Source organism: Streptomyces sp. NPDC025784, from assembly GCF_055558435.1.
In genome coordinates, this window is the sequence record NZ_JBVHMN010000014.1 from 245,071 (window position 1) to 271,977 (window position 26,907).

Sequence of the window (26,907 nt, forward strand, 5' to 3'; positions counted from 1 at the left end):
GCACCGCTGCCGTGGCAGCGGTGTCGGCCGTCAGTGTTTGGCGGGCAGGAAGCCGACCCTGTCGTACGCCTGGGAGAGCGTCTCCGCGGCGACGACGCGCGCCTTCTCGGCGCCCTTGGCCAGGATCGAGTCGAGCGTCTCCGGGTCGTCCAGATACTGCTGGGTGCGCTCCCGGAACGGCGTCACGAAGTCGACCATGACCTCGGCGAGGTCCGTCTTGAGCGCACCGTAGCCCTTGCCGGTGTACTTCTGCTCCAGTTCCGCGATACCGGTGCCGGTGAGGGTCGAGTAGATGGTCAGCAGGTTGCTGATACCCGGCTTCAGGTCCGCGTCATACCTGATGACGGTGTCCGTGTCCGTGACCGCGCTCTTGACCTTCTTGGCGGTCGCCTTCGGGTCGTCGAGCAGGTTGATGAGGCCCTTCGGCGTCGACGCCGACTTGCTCATCTTGATCGTCGGGTCCTGGAGGTCGAAGATCTTCGCCGTCTCCTTGAGGATGTACGGCTTCGGGATCGTGAACGTCTGGCCGAAACGGCCGTTGAAACGCTCGGCGAGGTCGCGGGTGAGCTCGATGTGCTGGCGCTGGTCCTCGCCGACCGGGACCTCGTTGGCCTGGTACAGCAGGATGTCCGCGACCTGGAGGACCGGGTAGGTGAACAGACCGACGGAGGCACGGTCGGCACCCTGCTTGGCGGACTTGTCCTTGAACTGGGTCATGCGGGACGCCTCGCCGAAGCCGGTGAGGCAGTTCATGATCCAGGCGAGCTGGGCGTGCTCGGGGACGTGGCTCTGGACGAACAGCGTGCAGCGCTCCGGGTCGAGACCGGCGGCGAGCAGCTGCGCGGCGGCGAGCCGGGTGTTGGCGCGCAGGTCCGCGGGGTCCTGCGGCACGGTGATCGCGTGCAGGTCGACGACCATGTAGAACGCGTCGTGGGACTCCTGGAGGGCCACCCACTGGCGGACCGCGCCCAGGTAGTTGCCGAGGTGGAACGAGCCCGCGGTGGGCTGGATCCCGGAGAGGACGCGAGGACGATCTGAGGCCATGGGGCCCATTCTCTCAGGTGACTCTCCTTGCTCGGGAACAGGTGGGAACCGATCCGCCTCCGGCGGTGTAACAAGAGTGTGAGGACGCGGGAGGGGGGCCGCATCGTCGTCGACGAGGCCGCGGTGATCGCACGCGTACGCGCCGGTGAGCCGGAGGCGTACGCGGACCTGGTGCGTGCCCACACGGGCATCGCGATCAGGGCGGCCAGGGCGCTGGGGGCGGGTGCGGACGCGGAGGACGTGGTGCAGCAGGCCTTCATCAAGGCGTACTGCTCGCTGGGGCGCTTTCGGGACGGCGCGGCGTTCAAGCCATGGCTGCTGTCGATCGTCGCCAATGAGACGAGGAACACAGTGCGGACGGCGGTGCGCCAGCGGACTCTGGCGGGCCGTGAGGCCGCGTTCGTGGAGGCGGAGCCGCTGATAGCGGAAGCGGCGGACCCGGCGGTCGCGGCGCTGGAGACGGAGCGCCGGACGGCGCTGCTGGCCGCCCTGGAGCAGCTGAGCGAGGAGCACCGCCTCGTCGTCACCTACCGCTATCTGCTGGAGATGGACGAGCCCGAGACGGCGCAGGCGCTGGGCTGGCCGCGCGGCACGGTGAAGTCACGGCTCAACCGCGCCCTGCGCAAGCTGAGCCGGCTGCTGCCGGACTTCGGGGCCCTGGACCGGGAAGGGGGTGAAGGGCATGAGTGAGCGGAGCGGTGAGGGCGGGTCCCGCGACGACCGGAGGCGGCGGGGCCGCGAGGACGTCTCGCGGCTGCCGGAGGAGCTCCGGGCGCTCGGGCGTTCGCTGGACCGGCCGGATGCGGCCGACGGCGAGTCGATGGTCGAGCGGGTGCTGGAGCAGATGCTCGCCGAGCACATCCCGGTCCCGGTGGCCGAGCCGCCGGGCGTCCGCGACCGGATGCGGACGGTGCTGCGCTGGGCGCGGGCGCGCCGGCGCGGGCTGACGGCGGGTCTGTGCGGACTGCTCACGGTTCTTGTGCTCACGCCTCCGGTGCGCGCCGCGGTCGTCGACTGGTTCGGCTTCGGCGGGGTCGGGGTGCGGTACGACCCGTCGGCGGTGCCCTCGCCCGGTGCGCGGGTGCCGGGGTGCGGGCCTTCGCTGACCCTGGCACAGGCCGGACGGCGGGCCGGCTTCGCCCCGCTCGTGCCCGGTGCCCTCGGCGCGCCCGACGCGGTGACGGTGACGCGTGAGCCGAAGGGGCGCCTGCTGATGAGCCTGTGCTGGCAGGAGCACAGGCGTACGGTGCGGCTGGACGAGTACCCCGCACAGCTGGACATCGGCTTCTCCAAGACGGTGCGTGAGCCCCCGGAATGGGTGGCGCTCGGCGCCCCCGAGGACTACGGCCGCCAGGCCCTGTGGTTCGCGAAGCCGCATCTGCTGAGTTTCTGGCTGGTCGACGACGACGGCGAGCGCTTCACCCGCTCCGTACGGACCGCGGGGCCCACGCTGCTGTGGCTGCACTCCGGCGGTGAGGTGACCCTGCGTCTGGAGGGCGTGGCGTCGAAGGAGCGGGCGGTGGCGATCGCCAAGTCGCTGAAATAGCACGTGTTTCCTACTGGTGAGGCAGCGCGCGAATCCGTCGGTGCCGAGTGGGAACCCCGGAGGGTCGAGCGGTGTACCAGGAGTGAGACATCGCGTGCGGGCGGGCCGCACGCGCGGCGACCGGCTGGTTGGGGGTCCGGATGCGCAGGCTTCGTGAACTGCTTTCGGTGACGGGGGCGTTGGCCGCGGCTCTCGCGGTGGTGCTGGTCGCGGCGCCCTCGGCGACGGCCGGTGGGCCGACGAGCGTGCTGGTGGTCTCGCCGGAGAGCGCGCAGACCGCCTCGCTGTACCACTCGGACGAGGAGTACGGGGAGTTGATGCGCCTGCTGGGAGAGCCCGACGCGGGTGACCGTGAGGAGCCGCCCGGCCTGAGCGCGGCGAGCGGGCGTCAGCTCAATGTCACCTGGCTGGCGCACGACGTGTCGCCGTGGCGGGTCGACCGCGTCTATCCGGACTCGTCGCGCGGCAAGGAGGTCTGGATACACACGGCCACCGACATCCGCAGCATGAACGGCTATTGGCACCGGGCCGCGCACCCCGCCCAGGTGCGGGCGCTGTTCAAGAAGCTCGGCGTCCTGGGCAAGCCGTCGCCCGCGGGGGCGGCGGGAATCCCGCCGGGCGCGTGGGAGTCGGCGGACGACTCCGCCGGCGCGGCGACGCCGACCCCGGCCGGGGAGGTCCGCGCGGGGACGACGACGAGGCCGGCCGCGGCCGCCTCCGACGACGGCACCGACGACGGCACCGACTGGTGGTGGGCTCTGCCCGGAGCGGCGGCCGGGGCGCTGCTGGCCCGGATGTGGCGGCCTCGCAGGGGTGAACCTCACCAGGAGTTGCGGGACATGTGAGGAGCCGCGGGGAGGCGGGCACACCGGTGAGGGGGACGCATGGGGAAGAGGGGGACGGATGAGATTCCGGATCGGTCAGGAGGGGTCCCGGGCCGCCCGGCGGGGGCGGCGACCCGGCACGAGGAGACGGCGCCTCGCCCGGTCGGAGCGCCGGCCGGCCCGGACGAGGCCGTCGGCCGGCGGGATGGCGCCGCGGCTCGGCGCGACGGGGTCGCTGGTCGACGGAAGCGGGCCGTGGACCGGCGGGGCTGCGTCGTGGAGCGGCGGGACGCGGGCGGGGACCGAAAGCACGAGGCTGCGGTCCGGTGGGACGCGAGCGAGGGCCGGCGCAAGGCTCTGGTCCGGTGGGACGCGGGCGGGGACCGGGGGGAGGCGGGTGTGGCTTCTGTTGCTGGTCGTCGTGGCGTCGGCCGCGCTCGGCTCTCCGGGCGCTCGGGCCGCCGCACGGGATGCGGCACACGATTCGGCGCGCGGCTCGGCGCGGGCGAAGGCCGACTCTCCCGACCTGGCGCTGGTCGTCGCCGGTGACACGGGACGGGCGACCTCGTTGCACTCCGGGGAACGGGACTTCGTACGGCTGTGGCGGCTGCTCTCCCCGCGGTACACGGGGACGGAGCGGGTTCCCGAGGCATGGGTGGAGGGCCGTTTCCCCCCAGTGCGGGCCACCGTGATCTGGGGGCTCACAGGAGTGGGGGGCTGGCCGCAGACCGGCAGGGCACCGGGTGGCGATGTCGCCATCGAGCGTCAGGACCAGGTGTTCGTCGCCGCGGACGGCACTCCATGGGTGCGGACGGATCCTTCCCCCGACGTCCGGGACGACGACATCCGCTGGCACCGGGCGCCGCGCTCGGTGTTCGACCAACTGGACGAGGAGGGGGACCTGTTCGGCTCGGGAAGCACCTCGGGGCGCGTGGCGGAGCCGGACGCGGCGGACAGCGTGAGGTGGGCGGTACCCGGGCTGGCGGCGGGGCTGGTCCTCGGCGCGGGGGGCTCCGTCCTGATACGCCGCGCGGCGGCCCGGCGTGAGACTGCCGGACCGCCGCGGGAACCACGACAGGAGCTGATCGATCTGTAGCCCGCGCGAGGCGCGTCAGCCGAGGTCGATCTCCGGGTAGAGCGGGAAACCGGCGAGCAGGTCGGTGGCGCGGTGGGCGATCTCGTCGGAGATCTTCGCGTCCAGGACGTGCTGGGCCTTGGACGGGCTGCCCTTGGCCGTGGTGCCGGGCTCGGCGGACGTCAGGACGCGGTCGATCAGGCCCGCGATCTCGTCCATCTCGGCCGTCCCCAGACCACGGGTGGTCAGCGCGGGCGTGCCGATACGGATGCCGGAGGTGTACCAGGCGCCGTTGGGGTCGGCGGGAATGGCGTTGCGGTTGGTGACGATGCCCGAGTCGAGCAGGGCGGACTCGGCCTGACGGCCGGTGAGGCCGTAGGAGGAGGCGACGTCGATCAGGTTGAGATGGTTGTCGGTGCCGCCGGTGACCAGCGTTGCGCCGCGGCGCATCAGGCCTTCGGCGAGGGCACGGGAGTTGTCGACGACGGCCTGTGCGTAGTCGCGGAACTCGGGGCGGCGGGCCTCGGCGAGCGCGACGGCCTTGGCCGCCATGACGTGCGGGAGGGGGCCGCCGAGGACCATCGGGCAGCCGCGGTCGACCTGCTCGGCGAGGGTCTCGTCGCACAGCACCATGCCGCCACGCGGGCCGCGCAGCGACTTGTGCGTGGTGGTGGTCACGATCTGGGCGTGCGGGACGGGGTCGAAGTCTCCGGTGAGCACCTTGCCGGCGACGAGGCCCGCGAAGTGGGCCATGTCGACCATGAGCGTGGCGCCGACCTCGTCGGCGATCTCGCGCATGATCCGGAAGTTCACCAGGCGGGGGTAGGCGGAGTAGCCGGCGACGAGGATGAGCGGCTTGAACTCGCGGGCGGAGGTGCGCAGGGCCTCGTAGTCGATGAGGCCGGTGGCGGGGTCGGTGCCGTAGGAGCGCTGGTCGAACATCTTGCCGGAGATGTTCGGGCGGAAGCCGTGGGTGAGGTGGCCGCCGGCGTCGAGGGACATGCCGAGCATGCGCTGGTTACCGAAGGCGTGGCGCAGTTCGGCCCAGTCGGCCTCGGTGAGGTCGTTGACGTTGCGGACGCCGGCGCGTTCCAGGGCAGGGGCCTCGACACGGGCGGCGAGGACGGCCCAGAAGGCCACGAGGTTGGCGTCGATGCCGGAGTGCGGCTGGGCGTAGGCGTGCTCGGCGCCGAAGAGCTCGCGGGCGTGCTCGGCGGCGAGGGCCTCGACGGTGTCGACGTTGCGGCAGCCGGCGTAGAAGCGACGGCCGACGGTCCCCTCGGCGTACTTGTCGCTGAACCAGTTGCCCATGGCGAGGAGCGTGGCCGGGGAGGCGTAGTTCTCCGACGCGATCAGCTTGAGCATGTCGCGCTGGTCGGCGACCTCCTGGCCGATGGCGTCGGCGACACGGGGCTCCACGGCCCGGATCACGTCCAGGGCACTGCGGAACGCGGTGGACTCGGTGGAAAGGGGCTCTGGCATGACGGCCTCCGGACGTGGTGTTCAGCGTTCACGGGTCGGCCCAGGCGCACGGCACACAGTTCGAGGGGCCGCTCCCCGATGGTCGGTCCCATCCCAGCGCGCCAGTCACGGCCCCGCCGGTCAGCCTACCGGGCGCGCCGGATCTGCGGGTTCCCCGGTCCACCATGCGAGCGACGGTAGGAAGGGGGCCGGGGCCCACCGTCGGCGGGCGCCACTCCCCGCCCGGGAGGACACGCCGTCCCCCGCCCGGGAGCACGTATCCGCCCATGGTCCGGGAGCGCGAGCCGCCCGGTCCGGGTGGCACGTGCCGCCCCGTGCGCGGGCACGCGCGTCGCCCCGTGCCGCACGCCAAGAAACGGAGATCGCGTGACCGCTACGGAGACGACGAAGGTGTTCATCGCCTCGGCCGACGCGCACAGCGCGCACAACTACCACCCGCTGCCGGTCGTCGTGGCGACGGCGGACGGGGCCTGGATGACGGACGTCGAGGGGCGCCGTTACCTCGACATGCTGGCCGGATACTCGGCGCTGAACTTCGGGCACGGCAACCGGCGGCTGATCGAGGCGGCGAAGGCGCAGCTGGAGCGGGTGACGCTGACGTCGCGGGCGTTCCACCACGACCGGTTCGCGGACTTCTGCCGGGAGCTGGCGGCGCTGTGCGGCATGGAGATGGTGCTGCCGATGAACACGGGCGCGGAGGCGGTGGAGACGGCGGTGAAGACGGCCCGGAAGTGGGGGTACCGCGTGAAGGGAGTGCCCGCGGAGAGGGCGAAGATCGTCGTCGCGGGGAACAACTTCCACGGCCGTACGACCACGCTGATCAGCTTCTCCACGGACCCTGAGGCGCGGGCGGACTTCGGGCCGTACACGCCGGGCTTCGAGATCGTGCCGTACGGGGACCTGACCGCGATGCGGGCGGCGCTGACGGAGAACACGGTCGCCGTGCTGCTGGAGCCGATCCAGGGCGAGGCGGGGGTGCTGGTGCCGCCCCCGGGCTATCTGCCGGGGGTGCGGGAACTGACGCGCGAGCGGAACGTGCTGTTCGTCGCGGACGAGATCCAGTCGGGTCTCGGCCGCACGGGGAGGACGTTCGCGTGCGAGCACGAGGGGGTCGTGCCGGACGTGTACGTGCTGGGCAAGGCGCTCGGGGGCGGGGTCGTCCCCGTGTCGGCGGTGGTGGCGGGCGCCGACGTGCTGGGGGTGTTCCGGCCCGGGGAGCACGGTTCGACGTTCGGGGGCAATCCGCTGGCCTGCGCGGTGGCGTTGGAGGTGATCGCGATGCTGCGGTCGGGCGAGTACCAGCGGCGGGCGGCCGAGCTGGGTGCGCATCTGCACCAGGAGCTGGGCCGGTTGAAGGAGTCCGGTCATGTCACGCAGGTCCGCGGGCGCGGGCTGTGGGCGGGCGTCGACATCGCCCCGGCGTACGGCACGGGCCGGGAGATCTCCGAGAAACTGGTGGACCGCGGCGTCCTGGTGAAGGACACCCACGGCGTCACGATCCGGATCGCCCCGCCGCTGGTCATCTCCGAGGAGGACCTCGACTGGGGGCTCGGCCGGCTCCGCGAGGTGCTGGGGGCCTAGGGGCGGGAGCCGGCGGCATCCGGCGCCGTCTCCGGGATGCCCCGGGTCCCGGGGCAGGGCCGTCCGGGGGGCACCGAGGCGCGGTGCCGGGTGCGGGGCGCGCGGGTGCCCGACGCGTCACGGGATCCGGCCCCCGGCCCCCCGTGTCGCCGGGCGCCCGGGGGCCGGGGTCCGCGCGCGCCGGGCCGTCAGAGGATCACGTGCGGCAGGAAGCGGGCGTACTCGTCCGTGACCAGGCCGGACGACTCACGGATGCCGAGGCCCGCCGACTCGTCCTCGACGACCCAGGCGCCCAGGACGACGCGGTTGCCGTCGAAGGACGGGAGGGGGGCCAGCTCCTGGTAGACGCAGGGCTCGTCGGTCCGTACGGCCGGAGCCTCGCCCGGTTCGTGCACGGTGACCCCGGCGCCCTCGCGGCCGAGCAGCGGCTTGGCCACGTAGCCGCGGTCGGCGGCCAGTTCACGCGGGCCGTCGAGGTAGGAGGGGAGGAGGTTCGGGTGGTCCGGGTAGAGCTCCCAGAGGATCGCGAGGAGGGCCTTGTTGGAGAGGAGCATCTTCCAGGCCGGCTCGATCCACAGCGTGGTCCCCGTGCCGCCGCCGTTGTCGAGGGTGTCCAGGACGTGTCCGGCGAAGCGGTCGGCGGTGAGCCACTCCCATGGATAGAGCTTGAAGCAGCTGCGGATGAAGCGGAGCGAGTTGTCGACGAAGCGGCCGGAGAGGGGATCCCAGCCGATCTCCTCCATGGAGATCCAGTCGGTGTCGAGGCCCGCCTGCTCGGCGGTCTCCTTGAGGTAGGCGACCGTCATCAGGTCCTCGCCGAGTTCGTCGGCGGAGGAGTGCGCGAAGTGCAGCGGGCTGCCCGGCGGCAGGAGGGGGGCCTGCTTCTTCCAGGCGGCGACGAGGCGTTCGTGCAGGGAGTTCCACTGGTCGGCGCCGGGGAAGCGGTCCTCCATCCAGAACCACTGCGGGCTCGCGGCCTCGACGAGGGAGGTCGGCGTGTCGGCGTTGTACTCCAGCAGCTTGGCGGGGCCCGTGCCGTCGTAGCGCAGATCGAAGCGGCCGTAGACGGAGGGGAGTTCGGCGCGCCGCCGCCAGGCCTCGGCGACGGCCCGCACGACGTTCGGGTCGGTGATGCCGAGGTCGGCGAAGCGGTCCGTGCGGACGATGTGCTCGGCCGCGGCCAGGCACATGCGGTGCAGTTCGTCCACGACCTCCTCCAGCGCCTCGACCTCGGGGAGCGAGAAGACGTAGTACGCGCTCTCGTCCCAGTAGGGGCGCAGGGATTCGTCGGGGTGGCGGGTGAGCGGATAGATCAAGCCCTGTTCCTCGACGGTCCGCTGCCAGTCGGGGCGGGGTGCGATGGTGCGGCGTTCCACGGGACGTCTCTCCGGCTCAGCCGCCGGAGCTGCCCTTGCCGCTGCCGAAGCCGCCGCGGTCGACGCCGCTGTGGCTGCCGCCGGAGCCGCCGGAACCCTTGCCGGGCTTGACGAAGGAGCCGCCGTCGACCCAGCCGCTCTTCTTCTTGCCGCCGTAGTACCAACTGCCGTTGACGGACACCTTGGTGGACTTGCAGTTCTTGTCGGCGACGACCCGGTAGCCCTTGGCGAGGTTGTAGCTGTCGCGGTCGACGCAGCGCTTGTCCGGCTCCGAGGAGCAGGCCGTGAGTGCGGCGGCGAGGAGTCCCATGCCGCCGAGCACGACGGTGCCCGAGCGCAGTTGACGACGTGTGTCCGCCATGTCCGTTCCCCCGTTGTTTCGTTCGGTTCGACTTTGCTTCGTTTGTGCTTCTTCTTGGACGTTCGGCGATCAGAGTAGAGAGCACCACAGGACGTGCGTGCGACGGCCCCCTGCGATGCGGGCTCCCCTACAGTCGCTTCGTGCTCTTTGGAATGGTGTGCGCGCTTGGTGCGTCGGTCTGCTTCGGTACCGCGACGGTGCTCCAGGCGATGGCGGCGCGCGCGGCGGCCGGCACCGGGCCGGGCGGGGACGCGGCGCTGTTGCTGCGCGCGCTGCGGCAATGGCGCTATCTGGCCGGGCTCGCGCTCGACGGGGTCGGGTTCCTGCTCCAGATCGCCGCTCTGCGGTCGATTCCCATCTACGCGGTGGGGGCGGCACTCGCCGCGAGCCTCGCCGTGACGGCGGTCGTGGCCTCACAGCTGCTGCGGGTGCGGCTGAGCCGGGTCGAGTGGGGCGCGGTGGGACTGGTGTGCGCGGGGCTCGCGATGCTGGGGCTGGCGTCCGGCACCGAGGGCGACCGCCCGGGGCCGACGGCCCTGCCGTACGCGATGCTGGGCACGGCCGTCGGGGTGCTGCTGCTGGGCCTCGTGAGCGGGCGGCTGCCCGAGCGGGGGCGCCCGCTCGTCCTCGGCCTCGGCGCCGGCTTCGGCTTCGGTGTGGTCGAGGTGTCGGTGCGGCTCATCGACGACCTCGACCCCGGTGCGCTGCTGGCCGATCCGGCGACGTACGCGCTGCTCATCGGCGGCGGCGCGGCGTTCCTGCTGCTCACCTCGGCCCTTCAGCGCGGCTCCGTGACGACCGCGACCGCCGGACTGGTGATCGGGGAGACGATCGGGCCCGCCCTGGTGGGCGTGGTGTGGCTGGGCGACCGCACGCGGGAGGGGCTGGCCTGGCTGGCTGTCCTCGGCTTCGCGGTCGCGGTCGCGGGCGCGCTGGCGCTGGCCCGCTTCGGCGAGGCCCCGGTGCAGGAATCCCCGTAGCCGCTCCGGGCTCCCGTCGGCAAGGCCTCGCAGCAGAGAGCGCGACAGTCCACTCGGGCTCCGCGGCGACCGGAAGCCGGGGGCGCGAGCCGGGGAAAGGGAAACGGGAGCCGGAGCCGGGATCCAGGTCAGGGCAGCGCCCGGCACAGCGCGTCGAGCGCCCCCGACCACGCGTGGTCCGGCGGTGTCCCGTACCCCACCACCAGCGCGTCCTGCGGTTCCGTGACGGCGTCGGGGTGGCGGTAGCGCGTCAGGCCGTGGACGGCCAGCCCCTGCCAGGCCGCCGCCCGGACCACCGACTGTTCGGTGCCCGCGGGAAGCCTGAGGACGGCGTGCAGGCCGGCCGCGATCCCGGTGGCGTGGACCGACGGGGCGCGATCGGCGAGGGCCGCGACCAGTGCGTCGCGGCGTCGCCGGTAGCGCAGCCGGGCCGCCCGGACGTGCCGGTCGTAGGCGCCGGAGGTGAGGAACTCCGCGAGGGTGAGCTGGTCCAGCGTCCCGGTCGACCAACCCCCGCCGCCCTTGAACGCGGTGACCTCGGGCGCGAGCGACGGCGGCAGGACCAGCCAGCCCAGACGCAGCGCGGGGGCCAGGGACTTGCTCGCGGTGCCCATGTGGACGACGTGCTGGGGGTCCAGTCCCTGGAGCGCGCCGACGGGCTGGCGGTCGTAGCGGAACTCGCCGTCGTAGTCGTCCTCCAGGATCAGGCCGCCGGTGCGGCGGGCCCAGTCCACGACGGCGGCACGGCGGTCCGGATGGAGCGGCACCCCCATGGGGAACTGGTGCGCGGGCGTGAGCAGGACGGCTCCGGCCTCGGCCAGGTCGTCGGTGCGGGCACCGAGTCCGTCCAGGGGCAGGGGGACGGTCCGCAGACCCGAACGGTGCAGAAGGTTCCAGTGCAGGTCGAGCCCATGGGCCTCGACGGCGACGGAGCGCACGCCGCGCTGCCGCAGGAACGCGCCGAGCAGCGTCAGGCCGTCGGCGAAGCCGGAGCAGATCACGATGCGCTCCGGATCGGCCCGCACTCCGCGGGCGCGGGAGAGATAGCCGGACAGGGCGGTGCGCAGTTCGGGGCGGCCGCGCGGATCGCCGTAGCCGAGGGCCTCGTGCGGTGCGGCGGTCAGCGCGCGGCGGGCCGCCCTGAGCCATGCGGTGCGCGGGAAGGAGGCGAGGTCCGGGCTGCCGGGGACGAGGTCGTAGACGGGGCGCCCCTGCTCGCGGCGGCGCGGCGCGGCCTCCGGGGCGGGCGGTACGACCGTCCGTTCGGCCACCCTGGTGCCCGAACCCTGGCGTGCGGTGAGCCAGCCCTCGGCGACGAGGTCGCCGTACGCGTCGGCGACCGTGTTGCGGGCGATGCCCAGGTCGACGGCGAGCGACCGGGAGGAGGGGAGCCGGGTGCCGGGTGCGAGCCGGCCGCTGCGGACGGCCTCGCGCAACGCGTCCGTCAGCCCTTTGCGCACCCCGGACCCGGTCGGTTCGACATGGAGGTCGAATCCCTCGCCACCCAAAGTGGCCCATGACTCTGCCATGGAAATGGACCATACTCCTGGGCTACTCCGCCCGTAGTGTCGGGACACATGACGACGCATGACGACACCACGACCACCGGCCGCACCACCGAGTACGTTCCCGAGCACGCCCCGCGCCTGGACTGGGCCAAGCTCGCCCCCGACGTGTACAAGGCGATGATCAAGCTCGACGCGGCGGCCCGGAAGGGTCTGGACCCCGTGATCCTGGAGCTGGTGAAGATCCGCGCCTCGCAGCTCAACCACTGCGCCTTCTGCCTGGACATGCACACCAAGGACGCGATCGCCGCGGGTGAGAGCGTGGAGCGGATCATCCAGCTCGGCGCGTGGGAGGAGTCGAAGCACTTCTACACGCAGAAGGAGGTCGCGGCGCTCGAACTGACCGAGGCGGTCACGGTCCTGACGGACGGATTCGTGCCCGACGAGGTGTACGAGCAGGCCGCGAAGCACTTCGAGGAGACCGAACTGGCCCAGCTGATCGCCGCGATCACGGTGATCAACGCCTGGAACCGGTTCGGCGTGACCTGCCGGCTGGTGGCCGGACACTACCGGGCGGGACAGTACAAGTGACAGCCGCGGGGGGGAGCACCCGTACGAGCCACCTCGACGCCGAGGTGCGGACCGCGATGCAGGCGTTCAGCGCCGCCGCGAAGAAGGGCCTCGGGGACCCGGCGCTCGCGGAGATGGTCATGATCCGCGCCTCGCAGCTCAACCACTGCGCGTTCTGTCTCGACATGCACGTGAAGCTCGCCCGCAAGCACGGGGTCGACGACGACCGCATCCAGCTCCTCAACGCCTGGGAGGAGGCCGAGGAGGCGTTCAGCGAACGTGAACGGGCGGCGTTCGCGCTGACCGACGCGGTCACGGTCCTGACGGACGGGTTCGTGCCGGACGAGGTCCACGAGCGCGCCGCCGCGCACTTCGACGAGGCGGGGCTCGCGCATCTCATCGGACTGATCACCGTCATCAACAGCTGGAACCGGCTGATGGTGACCCGGCGCATCGCACCGGGCGCCACCGCGTGGTGAGTCAGAGCACGGACAGGGCCGGGACGTTCCGGGCACTGCACCGGGGCCGCCCGCCGGGTGACCCGCTGGTACTGCCGGGCCCCTGGGACGCGGCCAGCGCGCGGGTGTTCGTGGACGCCGGGTTCCCGGCGCTCGCCACGCCCAGCGCCGGGGTCGCCGCCTCCCTCGGGTACGAGGACGGGGCGACGCCCGCCGAGGAGATGTTCGCGGCGGTCGCGCGGATCGTCCGCGCGGTCGACGTGCCCGTGTCCGCGGACGTCGAGGACGGCTACGGGCTCCCGCCCAAGGAGCTGGTGGAGCGGCTCCTGGGGACGGGTGCGGTCGGCTGCAATCTGGAGGACTCGGCGGGAGGCGTCCTCAAGGACCCCGCCCGGCACGCCGACTGGCTGGCCGAGGTACGGGCCGCCGCCGGCGACCGGCTGTTCGTGAACGCCCGGATCGACACGTTCGCGTGCGGGGACCCCGACCCGGAGCGGGCGATCGAGCGGGCCGCGCTGTACGTCGCCGCCGGCGCCGACTGCGTGTACCCGATCGGCGCTCCTGTCGACGTACTCCCCCAGCTGCGCGCCGGGATCGAGGGGCCGGTCAACGTGTTCGCCAGGACCGGCGACGCCCCGCTCGACGAGCAGCTCACGGAGCTCGGCGAACGGGGCGCCACCCGCGTCACGTTCGGGCCGGGGCTGCAGCGCCGAGCCGCTCAGGCCCTGGGGGACATCGCCGCGGAACTCCGGCGATAGGCAGGACCCTCACCGCCGGCGGGACTCCGGCGGTGAGCTGCACCCCCGCCGGCGGGACTCCGGCGGGGCGGCCTGCGGAAGCAGGCAGGGTCAGGGCAGCCACGCCCGCCACGTCGACGCGTGGCTGCCCACCCACTTCTTCGCCGCCTCCTCGGGCGTCAGCTTGTCGTTGGCGATCATCAAGGAGACCTCGTTCTGGTCCTCGGTCGTCCACTTGAACTTCTTCAGGAAGTCCGCCGCCTTGCCGCCGCTCTTCGCGAAGTCCGTGTTGAGGTACTTCTGCAGCGGGGTGTGCGGGTAGGCGCAGGCGACCTTCGCGGCGTCGGCGTCGCAGCCCTCCTTGTAGGCGGGGAGCTTCACCTCCGTCATCGGGACCTTCTCGAAGAGCCACTGCGGGGAGTACCAGTAGGTGAGGAAGGGCTTCTTCTCCTTGGCGAACTGCTTGATCTGGGTGATCTGCGCCGCCTCGGAACCCGCGAACACCACCTGGTAGTTCAGCTTCAGATTGTTCACCAGCGCCTTGTCGTTGGTGACGTAGGACGGGGAGCCGTCCAGGAGCTGGCCCTTGCCGCCGCTCTCGGCCGTACGCAACTGGTCGGCGTACTTGTCGAGGTTCTTCCAGTCGGTCACGTCCGGGTGCTGCTCGGCGAAGTACGTCGGGACGTACCAGCCGATGTGCCCGGTCACCCCGAGCTGCCCGCCCTTCGTGATCGTCTTCTTGTCGTCGACGTACCGCTTCTCCTGGTCGGGGTGGCCCCAGTCCTCCAGGATCGCGTCGACGCGGCCCTGGCTGAGCGCGTCCCAGGCGGGCACCTCGTCGACCTGGACGGTGTCGACGCGGTAGCCCATCTCGTGCTCCAGCAGGTACTGGGCGACGGCCACGTTGGCCTGCGCGCCCACCCAGGACTGCACGGACAGGGTGACCGTCTTCGCGCCCTGGGCGTTCGCGAACGGCGAGGCCTGCTTGGTCATGTCGGCGGCGCCGCAGCCGGTCAGCAGCAGGAGCGCCGATCCGCCCGCCACCACGGCGGTGGTACGAAGTCGCATGTCACGCTCCCTTCTTCGCGCGGCGTTCGGTGGGCTGGGTCACCCGGTCGAGCATCAGGCCGAGGCAGACGATCGCGGCGCCGGCGACCAGTCCGGTCGCCAGGTCGCCCTGCGCCAGACCGAAGACGACGTCGTAGCCGAGCGCTCCGCCGCCGACGAGACCGCCGATGATGACCACGGCGAGGACGAGCACGACGCCCTGGTTGACGGCGAGCAGCAGGGCCGGCCGAGCCAGCGGCAGTTGGACCTGGCGCAACTGCTGCCCGCTGGTCGCGCCCATCGAGCGGGCCGACTCCAGCGCGGCGGGGTCCACCGCGCGCAGCCCCTGGGTGGTGATGCGGACCACGGCGGGCAGGGCGTAGACGACGGCCGCGGCGACGGCGGGCGCGCGGCCCACGCCGAACAGCGCCACCACCGGGATCAGGTAGACGAACTGCGGCATGGTCTGGAAGACGTCCAGCACGGGCCGCAGCAGTCGCTCGACGCGCTCGCTGCGCGCCGCCGCGATACCGGTGGCGAAGCCCAGCACCAGGGTCACGGCGACCGCCGCGAGGACCTGAGACAGCGTGTCCAGGGACGGCTTCCACACGCCCAGCACGCCGATCGCGGCCATGGCGAGGACGGCGGTGAGCGCGGTGCGCCAGGTGCCGATCAGCCAGGCCAGAGCGGCGACGATCAGCAGGACCGACCACCAGGGCAGCCACAGCAGGCCGTCCCGGAGCGGGTCGAGGACCCAGGTCGTGAAGTGGCCCGCCCAGTCGGCGGTGCCCCCGATGACGGGGACGCCGGAGTAGAGGTGGTTCGTCATCCAGTCGACGACCCGGTTCACGGGCTCGGCGATGCCCACCACCCACGATCCGGGCCAGTCGAGACGGCCGGCGAGGCGTCCGACGACCGCGACGGCCACGGCGGCGGCCACGGCGTACGCCCAGGGCGCGAGGGCGCGTTCCGACTCGCCGAGCCGCTCCCCCGCGGCGGCGGTGACCCGGTCCAGGACGACGGCGAGCAGCACGATGGGGATGCCGGCGGCGAGCGCGGCGCCCACGTCGACGGAGGCGAGGGCCTGGTAGACGCGGTCACCGAGGCCGCCCGCACCGATCACGGACGCGATGACGGCCATGGACAGCGCCATCATGATCGTCTGGTTGAGGCCGAGCAGGAGCTCCTTGCGGGCCAGCGGGAGCCGGGCGGTGGTCAGCCGCTGACGGGCGGTGGCACCCAGCGAGGCGACGGCCTCCATCACGCCGGTGTCCGCGTCGCGCAGGCCGAGCGCGGTGAGGCGGGCCATGGGCGGGGCGGCGTAGACGACGGTGGCGAGCACGGCCGCGGGGACGCCGATGCCGAAGACCAGCACGACGGGAAGCAGATAGGCGAAGGCGGGCAGGACCTGCATGGTGTCCAGGACGGGCCGCAGCGCGCGGTACGTGCGGTCGGACAGGCCCGCGGCCAGGCCGAGCAGTGCGCCCAGGACGACGGACGCGAGGACGGCGACCACCATGAGCGCCAGTGTCTGCATGGTGGGCACCCACATGCCGAGCACGCCGCAGGCGAGGAACGCCGCGGCCGTGCCGAGCGCCAGCCGTACGCCGGCGGTCCGCCAGGCGACGAGTGCCGCCACGGCCGTCACGCCGGCCCAGCCGGCGGCGAGCAGTACCAGGTAGACGGCGCGCACGGCCAGGACGACGGCATTGCTGACGTACCCGAAGAAGTACAGGAACAGCGGGTGGCTGTCGCGGTTGTCGATGATCCAGTCGCTGGTACGGCCGAGCGGCCCGCCGAGGTCGACGGTGAGGGCGTGCGGCCAGGTGCCACTGGCCCAGCGGGAGTCGAGGACGGGTACGACGACGGCCGCGGCGACGGCGAGCAGCAGGAGCTTGCCGACGGCCCGGTGTCTGAGCAGTCCGCCGATCCGGGAGGGGGCGAGCGGCGCGGTGACGGTGGCCATCAGACCACCTCCTCGTCCTGCTCCGTTCCGGCGGCGGCGCCGAGGTCGGACCCGCTTCCGGTGGGCGCGCCGAGAGCGGACCCGCTCCCGGCCGCGTCAGTACGCCCGGACTCGGTCTGCGCCGCGTCACCCGCACCGGACCGCGTCCCGGCGACGACGCCGAGCAGACGCTCGTGGTCGACGACGCCGAGGCAGCGGCCGCCGTCCATGACCCGGGCGGGGGCGCCGGTCCGGGCCACCGCCTCGATCGCCTGGGACACGGTCGCGTCGGGTGTCAGGGCCGGACCGCTGCCCGCCTCGTGCGCGGACGCCGCCCGCATCGCGCTACGGACGGTCACGACCTGCTCGCGCGGGACGTCCCGGACGAACTCCCGTACGTAGTCGTCGGCGGGCGAGCCGACGATCTCCTCGGGGGTGCCGAGCTGGACGATCCTGCCGTCGCGCATCAGGGCGATCCGGTCGCCCAGGCGCAGGGCCTCGTTCAGGTCGTGGGTGATGAAGACCATCGTGCGGCCCTCCTCGCGGTGCAGCCGGACGACCTCCTCCTGCATGTCGCGCCGGATCAGCGGGTCGAGCGCGCTGAACGGCTCGTCGAACAGCAGGACCTCCGGGTCCACCGCGAGGGCGCGGGCCAGGCCGACGCGCTGCTGCTGACCGCCGGAGAGCTGGCCCGGCCTGCGCTGCTCCAGGCCCTCCAGGCCGACCTTGGTGACGATCTCCGCGGCCCTGGTGCGGCGCTCCTCCTTGCCGACGCCCTGGATCTCCAGGCCGTAGGCGACGTTGTCGAGGACCGTGCGGTGCGGCAGCAGGCCGAAGTGCTGGAAGACCATCGCGGCACGGTGACGGCGGAGTTCGCGCAGCCGGGTCCGGTCCATGGCGAGGACGTCCTCGCCGTCGATGGCGAGGCTGCCGGACGTCGGTTCGATGAGCCGCGTCAGACACCGGACCAGGGTGGACTTGCCGGAGCCGGACAGGCCCATGACGACGAAGACCTCGCCCTTGCGGACGTCGAAGCCGACGTCGCGGACGGCGGCCGTGCAGCCGGTGCGCGAGCGCAGCTCGGCGGGGGCGAGCGCGGCGAGTTCGGGGTCCGCGGGGACGCGCTCGGCCTTCGGGCCGAACACCTTCCACAGGTTGTGCACGGAGAAGACGGGCTCGACGGCCTTGTTCTCCTGGAGGGTTGCCGTACTCATCACTCACCACCACCGATCAGATCGACGCACTTCTCCCCGACCATGAGCACCCCGATCATCGGGTTCACGGCGGGCATGGTCGGGAAGACGGACGCGTCGGCGATCCGGATCCCGTCGAGGCCGCGGATGCGCAGCTCGGGGTCCACGACGGCGAGTTCGTCGGCCGGGTCACCCATGCGGCAGGTGCCCGCGGGGTGGTAGACGGTGTGCGCGACCTGGCGGGCGTAGGCGCTGAGCTCCTCGTCGTCCGTGATGCCTGGGCCGGGGCACACCTCCCGCTTGAGCCAGCCGGCCAGCGGCTCGGACTTGGCGATCTCACGGGCGATCTTGATGCCGTCGACGAGGGTGCGCCCGTCGTAGTCGTCCTCGTCCGTGAAGTAGCGGAAGTCCAGGGCGGGCTTGACGGACGGGTCGGCGCTGGTGAGATACAGCCGGCCGCGGCTGCGCGGCTTGGGGATGTTCGGGGTCATCGAGACGCCGTGGGCCGGGCGTTCGTAGCCCAGTCGCTCCGGGTTGTCCGTGAAGGGGACCTGGTAGAAGTGGAACATCAGGTCGGGCCCCTGGTGCTCCGGGTCCCGGCGGACGAACAGGCCCGCGTCGGAGTCCATCGCGGAGTTCTCGGGGATCGGGCCGTCGGTCTCCCACACGATGACCGACTCGGGGTGGTCGAGCAGGTTCTCGCCGACCCCGGGCAGGTCGTGGGCGACGGGTATGCCGAGCCGCTCCAGGTCCTCCTTCGGCCCGATGCCGGAGTGCATCAGCAGCCGCGGCGAGTCCACGGCGCCCGCGCACAGCACGACCTCGTTCCGCGCGCTCACGAGGATCTCCTCGCCGTCCTTGGTGCGCACGTGCACGCCGGTCGCGCGGGTCCCGTCCAGCTCCAGCCGGTACGCCCAGGTCTCCAGCAGGATCGTCAGATTGGGCCGCTGGTCCATGACGGGGTGCAGGTACGCCACGGACGCGCTGGACCGCTTGTTGTTCTCGGGGTGGTAGGCGAGGTCGAAGAAGCCGACGCCCTCGGTGAACGGCTTCTTGTTGAAGCCCTCGACGCGCGGCACGCCCAGCGCCGTCTGCGCGGCGTCGACGAAGTCGCGGGCGATGGCGTTCCGGTCCTTCTCGTCGACCGGGACGATGTTGTTGAGCAGGCGCGCGTAGTACGCCTCCATCGGCACCGCGCCCCAGCCCTCGGCCCCCGACGCCTCCCACTCGTCCCAGTCGGACGGCAGCGGCTTGAACGCGATCAGCGTGTTGTGGGACGAGCAGCCGCCGAGCACCCGGGCGCGGCTGTGCCGGATGTGCGAGTTGCCGCGCGGCTGCGGGGTCGTCGGGTAGTCGTAGTCGAGTTCCCCGCCGAGCAGGCCCATCCAGCGGCGCAGGGTGAGGACGTCGTCGCGGTCCACGTCACTGGGGCCGCCCTCGATGACGGCGACGGTGACGTCGGGGTTCTCGGTGAGGCGGGAGGCGATCACGGAGCCCGCCGTGCCGCCGCCGATGACGACGTAGTCGTACGTGTTCTCGTGCATGTGGTCGTGCTCCAAGGTGCGGGTGGTGGGGGGTGCGTCGAGGGCCGGACCGCGGCCGGTCCGGGCGGGACCGGTGTCAGCCCGCGAACCAGCGGACCGGCTTGGGCGCCAGGTTCTGGTACACGTGCTTGGTCTCGCGGTACTCGGCGAGACCGGCCGGTCCGAGTTCGCGCCCCACACCGCTCTTTCCGAAACCGCCCCACTCCGCCTGCGGGAGGTAGGGGTGGAAGTCGTTGATCCAGACGGTGCCGTGCCGCAGCCGTCCGGCGACGCGCCGGGCGCGGCCCGCGTCGGCGGTCCAGACGGCGCCGGCGAGCCCGTACTCGGTGTCGTTGGCGAGAGCGACGGCCTCGTCCTCGGTGCGGAAGGTCTCCACCGTCAGGACGGGTCCGAACACCTCCTCGCGGACGACCTTCATGTCGCGGTGGCACTGGTCGAGGACGGTCGGCTCGTAGAAGTAGCCGGTGGCGGGCCGCACGTCGGACGGCTCGGGCCGCTTGCCGCCGGAGCGCAGCACCGCTCCCTCGGCGAGCGCGGAGGCGACGTATGCCTCCGTCTTCTCGCGCTGCTGCTCGGAGACGAGCGGGCCGCACTCGACGCCGTCCTCGGTGCCGCGGCCGAGCCTGATCCGGGCGGCCCGGCGGGCGAGTTCGGCGACGAACCGCTCACGGACCGATTCCTCGACGATGAGCCGCGAACCGGCCGAGCAGACCTGGCCGCTGTGGATGAAGGCGGCGTTGAGGGCCTGGTCGACCGCGGTGTCGAAGCCCTCCTCGGTCGCGCAGGCGTCGGCGAAGACGACGTTCGGGTTCTTGCCGCCCAGCTCCAGGGCGACCTTCTTGACGCCCGCCGCGGCGGCCTGGCCGACCTTGGTCCCGCTGACGAGCCCGCCGGTGAAGGAGACGAGGTCGACGCCGGGGTGCTCGGCGAGGCGAGCGCCGACGCTCTGGCCGGGCCCGGTGACGATGTTGGCGACGCCGGCCGGGAGTCCGGCCTCGGCGAGCAGCCGGATCAGGGCGACGGTCGTCAGCGGGGTGATCTCGCTCGGCTTGACGACGAAGGTGTTCCCGGCGGCGAGCGCGGGGGCGATCTTCCAACTGGCCTGGAGCAGCGGGTAGTTCCAGGGGGTGATCATCGCGCACACGCCGACCGGCTCGTGCACGACGACGCTGTGGACCTCGTCGGTTCCGGCGTCCACGACCCGCCCGCCGCCCTCGCCCACGACGAGATCGGCGAAGTAGCGGAAGGCGTCGGCGACGCAGTCGATGTCGACGCGGCCCTCCTCGACGGTCTTGCCCGCGTCACGGCTCTCGAGCAGCCCGAGCTCCTCGCGGTCGCGCACCAGGAGGTCGGCGACGCGGCGGAGCAGGGCGGCCCGGTCGGCGGTGGGGGTGCGGGGCCAGGGGCCCTCGTCGAAGGCGCGGCGGGCCGCCTCGACGGCCGCGTCCGCGTCCCGCTCGTCACCCTCCGCGATCACGGTGAACGGCTTGGCATCGGCGGGATCGAGGATCTCGCGGGTGGCGCGGGAGACGGCGTCGCGCCATTCGCCGCCCACGTGGATGGTCTGTTCTGCCTGCTGTCCGGCCATGATCGGTGTTGCCTTCCGTTCCTGTTCCATGCCCCTGGGTCACACGCATGTCGCCCTTGGGGACCGGGAGCACCTGCCCCCCGGCCCCGGATGCATGCACAACCGGTCACCAAAAGTGCCCCGGGTCACTGAAAAGTCCCATCAAATCGGACCAGAACGGCCGAAATCCTCTACCGAGAGTGACCGGAAGTCAGGAGCTCGGCCCCGGGCGAGCCCGACACCCCGTGCACGGGTACCGGGCCCCCGGACCCACCACACCCTGGACGTCCGACTTTTCCTTGACTAAAGTCAAAGAAATATGGAGCCCGTGACAGCGAACCCGTCAGCGCCCCCGTCGACCGACCAGGTGCGTGCGCTGCGCCGCTTCAACCGCTACTTCACCCGCCGCATCGGCGCGCTCGACGACCACTACCTCGGCCAGGACCGCCCGCTCGGCGAGGCCCGGCTGCTGTTCGAGATCGGCGCCGAGGGCGCCTCGCTGCGTGACCTGAGGAGCCGACTCGGCCTGGACGCCGGGTACTTGAGCCGCATGGTGCGAGCCCTGGAGACACAGGGGCTCGTCCGGGTGACGGTCCACCCGGACGACAACCGGCTGCGGGTCGCCGAACTCACCGCGGCCGGACGGACCGAGGTGAGCGAGCAGAACCGGCTGGCCGACGAACTGGCGGAAGGACTGCTCGCCGGACTCGGCGGACGGCAGCGGGACGAACTGACCGCCGCCCTCGGTGCCGCCCAGCGACTCCTGCGGCTCGCCTCGATCACGGTCGTACGCGTCGACGGCGCCTCGCGCGACGCCCGCGACTGCCTCGCCGCCTACGCCGCCGACATCGACGCCCGCTTCCCCGAGGGATTCGACCCCGCCGCCCTCGTCCGGCCCCAGGAGGTGTCGGGCGACTCGGGCGCCTTCCTCGTCGCCTACGAGGAGGGACGGCCCGTGGCCTGCGGGGCACTGCGCCGCCTCGAACCGACGGTGGGCGAGATCCGGCACGTGTGGGTGCACCCCGACGCCCGCCGCCTCGGCCTCGCGCGACGCGTCCTGCGCGGCCTCGAGGAGCAGGCCGCCGCACTCGGCTGCACCGTCGTCCGGCTCGACACGCACGCGGTGCTCACCGAGGCGCAGGCCATGTACCGGGCGTGCGGGTACACGGAGATCCCGCGGTACGACGACAACGTGTACGCGGCCCACTGGTTCGAGAAGCGGCTGTCCCCTACGGCAAAGCCCTAGGCACCGTTCGCGCAGTCGGCGCCGGTGGGGCAGAAGGAGTTCACCGCCGTCGTCAGGTCACCGGTCATGTCACCACCCTCGGGACCGCTCGCGTTGATCGCGTACAACGTGCCGTCCGCGGCCCGGAAGCGGTGGTCGATGACGTGCGTGGGTCCGTGGTCCTTGCTGTCGTAACGGTAGGTGACCTCGATCCAGTCGGAGCCCGCCTGCCGTCCCAGGAACTGATAGCCGTTCAGTTTCCCCCAGATCGTCTCGGCCTTGTCCATCGACTCGGCCAGGGAGTTCTCCTTGACCTCGAACAGCATCAGCCTGCGGTCGCCCCCGGGGGACGTGTACGTGACGACCTGCGCCAGCTTCCCCCGCTCCTCCTTGCGCGCCCACCCGTCCGGCACGTCCACCGTGTAGCCGACCGGGTCCACCGCCCGGCTGTACCCGGGCGCGGGTGCCGCGACGGTGGGCTGCGCCGAGTCGGCGAAGGTGTCGTCGCTGCCGGAGGCCTGCCCGGTCTCCTGCGGGGGCGCCGGCTGCGTGGCCGTGACGGTCACCGCCGGCGACGACGCCCCGGCGTCCGTACGGCCGCCCTTGTCGTCCCTGGTCAGCGCCCACACTCCGCCGCCCACCCCGCCCGCGAGGACGGCCACCGCCACGATCACCACGAGCAGCCGACGCGAGTCCGTCCCGCCGGCGCGCGGGCGGCCTCCGCCGGGCGCCGGACCGGGCACGGGCGGCTGCGGAAACGGGTACGGCACCTGCTGTGGCGGCTGCTGCGGGAGCTGCGGCGGCGGGGGAGGAACCGCGGGCGGATACCCGTCCGGGCGCAGGGTCCCCGCCTGGGTCGGCGCGGACGCCCACCACTGCGCCTGCGCGTCCGGCGGCGCCCCCGCGGCACCGGATCCGCCCGCGGCGCCGCTCCCGTCGCGCACGCCGGTGCCGTCGTCGTCGATCCACCGCTGACGGTCCGCGTCCCACCGCTGTGTCATCTCGTCACCCCCGTTCTTCCCGGACCGCTGCCGCTAGCCCGCGAGCTGTGTGATCACCTGCACGACGGCCGCCGTCGAGGCCAGCCCCGCGACCGCCGCCGCGGCGGTCTCCAGCCGCATACGCAGCCGCCCGAGCCGCGCCGGGTCCGCCCGGCCCGTCCGCTCGATCTCTCCCTGCACCACGGCGAGTTCGCCGTCGAGTCCGGTCGTGTCGTCCGTCGCGGTGAGCAGTCGCAGATGGTCCCGCAGGGTGCGCACCGCCTCCAGGAGCTCCGCCGTGGTCCCGTCGGCGGCGCTCGCGCGCGGCGCCTCGTGGTACTCGGCCCTGCCGTGGTCACCGAAGTTCACCGCGCTGCGGGTGATCCGCCCGACCCGTCCGTCCGTACCGTCGCTCATCACTGGTCCCCCTCCGTGTACGACGCTCCGCCACTGCCCATGGCGACCGCGCTCCTGCTGATCCGGCCCACCACGTTGCCGCCGCTCATCTGCCCGATGAACTGGCCGCCCGCGGCGACGTTGACGATGTTCTGCTCGAAGAGTCCCGTCTCGCAGCCGCTGCGCCGCAGCGCCTCACGGACCCCGCTCGCGATGCGGTCCTGGACGGTCTTGATGTAGCGGCTGACGTCCATCTCCTGGAAGAGGGACAGGCGATCGGTGCTGCCCATCTCCCGCACGGACACCAACGGCGCGTCCGGCGGGGCCTGTTCGGGCCGCGACAGCCAGATGCGCAGGCACTGGACGAGCGTGAACAGCCCGGACAGTCCGGCCACCACGCCCGTCGCGGGGGCGGACAGCAGGGTCCGCACCACCTCACGGCGGGTTCCGCCGTCCCGGGCGGCGGCGATGGCGTCCACCCGCCGGTACTCCTCCTCGACCGGCCCGAGGACGTGCGGCACGACCTCCAGGACGAGCATGCCGCCCTGGGTGTGCACGCGGACCAGTACCGACACCACGACCTGCTCGTCCCACGCGCCGATCCGGATGCGCAGGAAGTGGCGGCGGGCCTCGCCGCCCTCGTCCACCGCCCCGTCGAGGTGCGCCCGGGCGGAGGACGGCTCGTACACGCCCTCGTACCGGCCCACCCCCGACGGCAGATAGACGAATTCCTCCGCCTCCAGGTCCTTGAGCCGGTCCCGGCTGGTCCGCGCGGCGGAATCACGCAGCGCCTCCAGCTTCGGCACGACCAGGTCGAGGATCTGCCGGTTCGTCAGCCGCACCGCGGTCCGCTGCCCGTTCGCCGACCCGTCGACGCGCTGATCCGGCAGAAGTCCGTCCAGACCGTCCCCCGGCTTGCGGGCGGGGGTGATCTCCATGGCGAACGACCAGGGCTCGTACGGCTTTCCGACCCCGACGAAGGGGCGGTACGCGTCGTAGAGCGCGACGCCGGCGTGCTGCTCCCAGGTGACCGCACGCGCGATGCGCGTCTCGCGCTCGCTCCCCCTGGGCAGCGGGACCGAGGTGCGGGCGAAGGCGTCACGGGCGAGTTCGACGCCCATGACCTCGGCCACGCGGGCACGGTGCACGCCGACCACGAAGGCCATCAGGAGCGGGAAGAGCAGCGCGAAGGGGTCGTCGGGAAGGCTGGCGAGCGCGTAGGTCCAGTAGCCGAGCTCCAGGAACCGTGCCACGAAGGTGAGTCCCCAGGCGGTGGCCCGCCGCGGCAGGTGGAGGCGTGCGGTCTCGTCCCGGCTCACGGCGTACATCGTCGTGCCCCAGCCGGAGGCGGCCCGCGCGAGCCAGAGGAGCACGCAGACCGACGCGTAGTACAGCACCGCGACGGAGCCGGACAGCATCGCGATGCCCCCGGGATCCGCCACCGACGTCTCCACGGCGAGGAACGAGGCCCAGATCACGAGCAGCGCGACCCCCGTCGACGCCTCCCGGCGGCGCGCCCGTAACGCGTGGGCGAGCACGGCGACGACGTCCACACCGAGGGACGGCGCCGCGGGACGCTCCTCGTGCCCGACGAGTTCGTCGATCACCCTGGCCCGGAAGGCCGAATCCAGATGGGCCCCGGCGCACAGCAGCCGAGTGGCCTCGCTGTGCGCGTACCGTCGCCCGGATCCCGTCACTGGGACCACCCCCGCCGTGTTTCCCCCGGCCGCCCCCCGGTTCCCTGGGCGGCTCGCACGTCACGACGATAGTGAGGTCTGCCCCTGTCGCACCCTTCTTTATGGCGACAAAGCACGCATGTTCGATACGTACTTTCCCTACGCACGCGTCGGCCCCCGCCCGGAATCGCTTCCCGGGCGGGGGCCGACGCAGGTGCGGGTGGCTCAGATGAGGCCGAGGGCGCGCACGGCCTCGCGCTCCTCCTCCAGCTCCTTCACCGACGCGTCGATGCGGGCGCGGGAGAACTCGTTGACGTCCAGACCCTGGACGATCTCGTACTGGCCGTCCTTGGTGGTGACGGGGAAGGAGGAGATGAGACCCTCCGGCACACCGTAGGAACCGTCCGACGGGATACCCATGGAGGTCCAGTCGCCGTCCGCGGTGCCGTTGACCCACGTGTACACGTGGTCGATGGCGGCGTTGGCGGCCGAGGCGGCGGAGGACGCGCCACGGGCCTCGATGATCGCGGCACCGCGCTTGGCGACGGTCGGGATGAAGTCCTCGGCCAGCCACTTCTCGTCGCCCACGACCTCGGCGGCGTTCTTGCCGGCGACCGTGGCGTGGAAGATGTCGGGGTACTGGGTGGCGGAGTGGTTGCCCCAGATGGTCAGACGCTTGATGTCGGCGACCGTGCTGCCCGTCTTCTTCGCGAGCTGGGTCAGCGCGCGGTTGTGGTCCAGGCGGGTCATGGCCGTGAAGCGCTCGGCCGGTACGTCCGGGGCGGCGGCCTGCGCGATGAGCGCGTTGGTGTTCGCCGGGTTGCCGACGACCAGGATCTTGACGTCGTCCGCGGCGTGGTCGTTGATGGCCTTGCCCTGCGGCTTGAAGATGCCGCCGTTGGCCTCCAGGAGGTCACCGCGCTCCATGCCCTTGGTACGCGGGCGGGCGCCGACGAGCAGACCGACGTTGGTGCCGTCGAAGGCGACGTTCGGGTCGTCCGTGATGTCGATGCCCTGAAGGAGCGGGAAGGCGCAGTCGTCGAGCTCCATGGCGGTGCCCTCGGCGGCCTTCAGCGCCGGCGTGATCTCCAGGAGGCGCAGCTTGACCGGCACGTCCGCGCCGAGCAGCTGGCCGGAGGCGATGCGGAAGAGCAGGGCGTAACCGATCTGGCCGGCCGCGCCGGTGACGGTGACGTTCACGGGAGTGCGGGTCATGGCGTTCTCCGTATGACAGCTGGCGGTGGGGCGTCCCTGCCCCGGGTGCAGGATCGTCCCTGGCAACCACCGCAATGATCGATCAAAGGTTCCGATGATCGATCTCTCGGCGTCAAGAGAGATCCGCCCGTCAGGCTATCGCGCCTCCAGCACCCCGGACGTCCGGGTTCGTGTGGCCCACCCCACAGACCGCCCGAGCGGTGGCGGCCGCCGGCCCGGGAGAGGGGGCGCGGCGGCCGCCATCGGGGTCACCGGGGCGGTGTCCGGGAGGGTCGCCCCTCCCGGACGACGCCGGATCCCGTGGGGTACGGGACGCCTGCCCCCATCCCTTCGGACCATGCCCCCGCGTTCCCGCACCCTCCACACGTCCCCGGCCCCGATCGGCCTGAACGGCTTCCGCGAACGCCGGACGGGCTGAAGGGTGCCCCCGGCTCCAGAGGCCGGCGGGAACCCGCGATGGACGCACCCGCAGTCGCCCTCTCACCGAAGGGGCCGTGCCGGTGCATCACATGCCCGTTGCGGACGACGCCACCAACCCACCGCACCGACACACCGGACCACACGAGGGCTGCAACGGGCG

The 26,907-nt window shown here is 72.5% G+C and carries 24 protein-coding genes and 1 riboswitch; of the genes, 10 read left to right on the forward strand and 14 right to left on the reverse strand.

Translation table 11 applies throughout. From position 1 onward, the window contains the following. Positions 1 to 30: 30 nt before the first annotated feature. A complete protein-coding gene (gene trpS, locus ACZ4IF_RS29410) occupies positions 31 to 1,044 on the reverse strand; it encodes a tryptophan--tRNA ligase (protein WP_028802914.1) in 1,014 nt (337 codons plus the stop codon). A 78-nt stretch (positions 1,045 to 1,122) separates the two neighbouring features. Here trpS and ACZ4IF_RS29415 point away from each other — a divergent pair, with 78 nt between their 5' ends. The 4 genes from ACZ4IF_RS29415 to ACZ4IF_RS29430 all read left to right on the forward strand — a co-directional run bounded on the left by ACZ4IF_RS29415 (position 1,123) and on the right by ACZ4IF_RS29430 (position 4,510). Continuing rightward, positions 1,123 to 1,734: an RNA polymerase sigma factor gene (locus ACZ4IF_RS29415; RefSeq protein ID WP_467568098.1), complete on the forward strand. Its 612-nt coding sequence runs from the start codon at positions 1,123 to 1,125 to the stop codon at positions 1,732 to 1,734. After that, positions 1,727 to 2,590, forward strand: coding sequence for a hypothetical protein (locus ACZ4IF_RS29420; protein WP_467568100.1), 864 nt, complete (start codon positions 1,727 to 1,729; stop codon positions 2,588 to 2,590). Before ACZ4IF_RS29415 ends, ACZ4IF_RS29420 begins: the two co-directional genes overlap by 8 nt. A 140-nt stretch (positions 2,591 to 2,730) precedes the next feature. Next, positions 2,731 to 3,435 carry a hypothetical protein gene (locus ACZ4IF_RS29425; protein WP_467568102.1) on the forward strand — a complete coding sequence of 235 codons (705 nt, stop codon included), beginning with the start codon at positions 2,731 to 2,733 and terminating at the stop codon, positions 3,433 to 3,435. Positions 3,436 to 3,811: 376 nt separating this feature from the next. Further along, positions 3,812 to 4,510, forward strand: a complete 699-nt coding sequence (locus tag ACZ4IF_RS29430; RefSeq protein WP_467568104.1) for a hypothetical protein — start codon at positions 3,812 to 3,814, stop codon at positions 4,508 to 4,510. Between the two features lie 15 nt (positions 4,511 to 4,525). On the opposite strand, the gene ACZ4IF_RS29435 is transcribed toward ACZ4IF_RS29430, so the two are convergent. Continuing rightward, positions 4,526 to 5,971, reverse strand: coding sequence for a glycine hydroxymethyltransferase (locus tag ACZ4IF_RS29435; RefSeq protein WP_359494050.1), 1,446 nt, complete (start codon positions 5,969 to 5,971; stop codon positions 4,526 to 4,528). A 31-nt stretch (positions 5,972 to 6,002) separates the two neighbouring features. Beyond that, positions 6,003 to 6,090: riboswitch (ZMP/ZTP riboswitch) on the reverse strand. A gap of 247 nt (positions 6,091 to 6,337) precedes the next feature. Between ACZ4IF_RS29435 and rocD the strand changes: the two genes are divergently transcribed. After that, positions 6,338 to 7,552, forward strand: coding sequence for an ornithine--oxo-acid transaminase (gene rocD / locus ACZ4IF_RS29440; RefSeq protein WP_467568106.1), 1,215 nt, complete (start codon positions 6,338 to 6,340; stop codon positions 7,550 to 7,552). 188 nt (positions 7,553 to 7,740) lie between these two features. On the opposite strand, the gene ACZ4IF_RS29445 is transcribed toward rocD, so the two are convergent. Together ACZ4IF_RS29445 and ACZ4IF_RS29450 are read right to left on the reverse strand one after the other, a co-directional pair. Beyond that, a complete protein-coding gene (locus tag ACZ4IF_RS29445; RefSeq protein ID WP_467568108.1) occupies positions 7,741 to 8,928 on the reverse strand; it encodes a glutathionylspermidine synthase family protein in 1,188 nt (395 codons plus the stop codon). A 16-nt stretch (positions 8,929 to 8,944) separates the two neighbouring features. Further along, a complete protein-coding gene (locus tag ACZ4IF_RS29450) occupies positions 8,945 to 9,289 on the reverse strand; it encodes a hypothetical protein (RefSeq protein ID WP_028802906.1) in 345 nt (114 codons plus the stop codon). Between the two features lie 152 nt (positions 9,290 to 9,441). On the opposite strand from ACZ4IF_RS29450, the gene ACZ4IF_RS29455 reads away from it, so the two are divergent. After that, complete coding sequence (locus ACZ4IF_RS29455; RefSeq protein ID WP_467568158.1) at positions 9,442 to 10,269, forward strand: DMT family protein; 828 nt, start codon at positions 9,442 to 9,444, stop codon at positions 10,267 to 10,269. A 128-nt stretch (positions 10,270 to 10,397) separates the two neighbouring features. Here ACZ4IF_RS29455 and pdxR read toward each other — a convergent pair whose 3' ends face one another. Continuing rightward, positions 10,398 to 11,798 carry a MocR-like pyridoxine biosynthesis transcription factor PdxR gene (pdxR, locus tag ACZ4IF_RS29460; protein ID WP_467568111.1) on the reverse strand — a complete coding sequence of 467 codons (1,401 nt, stop codon included), beginning with the start codon at positions 11,796 to 11,798 and terminating at the stop codon, positions 10,398 to 10,400. A 48-nt stretch (positions 11,799 to 11,846) separates the two neighbouring features. Between pdxR and ACZ4IF_RS29465 the strand changes: the two genes are divergently transcribed. Genes ACZ4IF_RS29465 through ACZ4IF_RS29475 form a run of 3 tightly spaced genes read left to right on the forward strand, consistent with a single transcriptional unit; the run spans position 11,847 to position 13,560 of the window. Continuing rightward, positions 11,847 to 12,365, forward strand: a complete 519-nt coding sequence (locus tag ACZ4IF_RS29465) for a carboxymuconolactone decarboxylase family protein (protein WP_467568113.1) — start codon at positions 11,847 to 11,849, stop codon at positions 12,363 to 12,365. A gap of 56 nt (positions 12,366 to 12,421) precedes the next feature. Next, positions 12,422 to 12,823, forward strand: a complete 402-nt coding sequence (locus tag ACZ4IF_RS29470; RefSeq protein WP_359494343.1) for a carboxymuconolactone decarboxylase family protein — start codon at positions 12,422 to 12,424, stop codon at positions 12,821 to 12,823. Beyond that, positions 12,820 to 13,560: an isocitrate lyase/PEP mutase family protein gene (locus ACZ4IF_RS29475; RefSeq protein WP_467568115.1), complete on the forward strand. Its 741-nt coding sequence runs from the start codon at positions 12,820 to 12,822 to the stop codon at positions 13,558 to 13,560. The genes ACZ4IF_RS29470 and ACZ4IF_RS29475 overlap by 4 nt, the downstream gene beginning before the upstream one ends. Positions 13,561 to 13,650: 90 nt before the next feature. Here the strand turns inward: ACZ4IF_RS29475 and ACZ4IF_RS29480 are convergent, their stop codons facing one another. The 5 genes from ACZ4IF_RS29480 to ACZ4IF_RS29500 all read right to left on the reverse strand — a co-directional run bounded on the left by ACZ4IF_RS29480 (position 13,651) and on the right by ACZ4IF_RS29500 (position 20,856). Beyond that, positions 13,651 to 14,607, reverse strand: coding sequence for an ABC transporter substrate-binding protein (locus ACZ4IF_RS29480; RefSeq protein ID WP_359494065.1), 957 nt, complete (start codon positions 14,605 to 14,607; stop codon positions 13,651 to 13,653). 1 nt (position 14,608) lies between these two features. Next, entirely contained in the window at positions 14,609 to 16,552 is a 1,944-nt protein-coding gene (locus ACZ4IF_RS29485) for an ABC transporter permease (RefSeq protein WP_467568118.1), read from the reverse strand. Then, positions 16,552 to 17,745 carry a quaternary amine ABC transporter ATP-binding protein gene (locus ACZ4IF_RS29490; protein WP_467568120.1) on the reverse strand — a complete coding sequence of 398 codons (1,194 nt, stop codon included), beginning with the start codon at positions 17,743 to 17,745 and terminating at the stop codon, positions 16,552 to 16,554. Before ACZ4IF_RS29490 ends, ACZ4IF_RS29485 begins: the two co-directional genes overlap by 1 nt. Beyond that, complete coding sequence (locus ACZ4IF_RS29495) at positions 17,745 to 19,268, reverse strand: GMC family oxidoreductase (RefSeq protein ID WP_467568123.1); 1,524 nt, start codon at positions 19,266 to 19,268, stop codon at positions 17,745 to 17,747. Before ACZ4IF_RS29495 ends, ACZ4IF_RS29490 begins: the two co-directional genes overlap by 1 nt. Before the next feature lie 76 nt (positions 19,269 to 19,344). After that, positions 19,345 to 20,856, reverse strand: a complete 1,512-nt coding sequence (locus ACZ4IF_RS29500; RefSeq protein WP_467568161.1) for an aldehyde dehydrogenase family protein — start codon at positions 20,854 to 20,856, stop codon at positions 19,345 to 19,347. 298 nt (positions 20,857 to 21,154) lie between these two features. Between ACZ4IF_RS29500 and ACZ4IF_RS29505 the strand changes: the two genes are divergently transcribed. Continuing rightward, positions 21,155 to 22,081, forward strand: coding sequence for a bifunctional helix-turn-helix transcriptional regulator/GNAT family N-acetyltransferase (locus ACZ4IF_RS29505; RefSeq protein ID WP_467568125.1), 927 nt, complete (start codon positions 21,155 to 21,157; stop codon positions 22,079 to 22,081). Here ACZ4IF_RS29505 and ACZ4IF_RS29510 read toward each other — a convergent pair. The 4 genes from ACZ4IF_RS29510 to ACZ4IF_RS29525 form a co-directional block, all read right to left on the reverse strand. Further along, positions 22,078 to 23,061, reverse strand: coding sequence for a hypothetical protein (locus tag ACZ4IF_RS29510; RefSeq protein WP_467568127.1), 984 nt, complete (start codon positions 23,059 to 23,061; stop codon positions 22,078 to 22,080). The two genes, ACZ4IF_RS29505 and ACZ4IF_RS29510, sit on opposite strands and share 4 nt — an antisense overlap. A 33-nt stretch (positions 23,062 to 23,094) precedes the next feature. Further along, positions 23,095 to 23,457 carry a hypothetical protein gene (locus ACZ4IF_RS29515; protein ID WP_467568129.1) on the reverse strand — a complete coding sequence of 121 codons (363 nt, stop codon included), beginning with the start codon at positions 23,455 to 23,457 and terminating at the stop codon, positions 23,095 to 23,097. Continuing rightward, positions 23,457 to 25,133, reverse strand: a complete 1,677-nt coding sequence (locus ACZ4IF_RS29520; protein ID WP_467568131.1) for a hypothetical protein — start codon at positions 25,131 to 25,133, stop codon at positions 23,457 to 23,459. The genes ACZ4IF_RS29515 and ACZ4IF_RS29520 overlap by 1 nt, the downstream gene beginning before the upstream one ends. Positions 25,134 to 25,337: 204 nt before the next feature. Beyond that, on the reverse strand, positions 25,338 to 26,327 hold the full coding sequence (locus tag ACZ4IF_RS29525) for a malate dehydrogenase (RefSeq protein ID WP_345656284.1): 990 nt from the start codon (positions 26,325 to 26,327) through the stop codon (positions 25,338 to 25,340). Positions 26,328 to 26,907: the final 580 nt, after the last annotated feature.

What these genes read in the sequence shown, in the direction of transcription:
- ACZ4IF_RS29465 (WP_467568113.1), top strand. Translation starts at nt 11,847, where the DNA reads ATGACGACGCATGACGACACCACGACCACCGGCCGCACCACCGAGTAC.
- ACZ4IF_RS29420 (WP_467568100.1), top strand. Translation starts at nt 1,727, where the DNA reads ATGAGTGAGCGGAGCGGTGAGGGCGGGTCCCGCGACGACCGGAGGCGG.
- ACZ4IF_RS29425 (WP_467568102.1), top strand. Translation starts at nt 2,731, where the DNA reads ATGCGCAGGCTTCGTGAACTGCTTTCGGTGACGGGGGCGTTGGCCGCG.
- ACZ4IF_RS29485 (WP_467568118.1), bottom strand. Translation starts at nt 16,552, where the DNA reads ATGGCCACCGTCACCGCGCCGCTCGCCCCCTCCCGGATCGGCGGACTG.
- ACZ4IF_RS29450 (WP_028802906.1), bottom strand. Translation starts at nt 9,289, where the DNA reads ATGGCGGACACACGTCGTCAACTGCGCTCGGGCACCGTCGTGCTCGGC.
- ACZ4IF_RS29505 (WP_467568125.1), top strand. Translation starts at nt 21,155, where the DNA reads ATGGAGCCCGTGACAGCGAACCCGTCAGCGCCCCCGTCGACCGACCAG.
- ACZ4IF_RS29490 (WP_467568120.1), bottom strand. Translation starts at nt 17,745, where the DNA reads ATGAGTACGGCAACCCTCCAGGAGAACAAGGCCGTCGAGCCCGTCTTC.
- ACZ4IF_RS29455 (WP_467568158.1), top strand. Translation starts at nt 9,442, where the DNA reads ATGGTGTGCGCGCTTGGTGCGTCGGTCTGCTTCGGTACCGCGACGGTG.
- ACZ4IF_RS29495 (WP_467568123.1), bottom strand. Translation starts at nt 19,268, where the DNA reads ATGCACGAGAACACGTACGACTACGTCGTCATCGGCGGCGGCACGGCG.
- ACZ4IF_RS29525 (WP_345656284.1), bottom strand. Translation starts at nt 26,327, where the DNA reads ATGACCCGCACTCCCGTGAACGTCACCGTCACCGGCGCGGCCGGCCAG.
- ACZ4IF_RS29480 (WP_359494065.1), bottom strand. Translation starts at nt 14,607, where the DNA reads ATGCGACTTCGTACCACCGCCGTGGTGGCGGGCGGATCGGCGCTCCTG.
- ACZ4IF_RS29500 (WP_467568161.1), bottom strand. Translation starts at nt 20,856, where the DNA reads ATGGCCGGACAGCAGGCAGAACAGACCATCCACGTGGGCGGCGAATGG.
- ACZ4IF_RS29510 (WP_467568127.1), bottom strand. Translation starts at nt 23,061, where the DNA reads ATGACACAGCGGTGGGACGCGGACCGTCAGCGGTGGATCGACGACGAC.
- ACZ4IF_RS29435 (WP_359494050.1), bottom strand. Translation starts at nt 5,971, where the DNA reads ATGCCAGAGCCCCTTTCCACCGAGTCCACCGCGTTCCGCAGTGCCCTG.
- ACZ4IF_RS29515 (WP_467568129.1), bottom strand. Translation starts at nt 23,457, where the DNA reads ATGAGCGACGGTACGGACGGACGGGTCGGGCGGATCACCCGCAGCGCG.
- trpS (WP_028802914.1), bottom strand. Translation starts at nt 1,044, where the DNA reads ATGGCCTCAGATCGTCCTCGCGTCCTCTCCGGGATCCAGCCCACCGCG.
- pdxR (WP_467568111.1), bottom strand. Translation starts at nt 11,798, where the DNA reads ATGGCAGAGTCATGGGCCACTTTGGGTGGCGAGGGATTCGACCTCCAT.
- ACZ4IF_RS29470 (WP_359494343.1), top strand. Translation starts at nt 12,422, where the DNA reads ATGCAGGCGTTCAGCGCCGCCGCGAAGAAGGGCCTCGGGGACCCGGCG.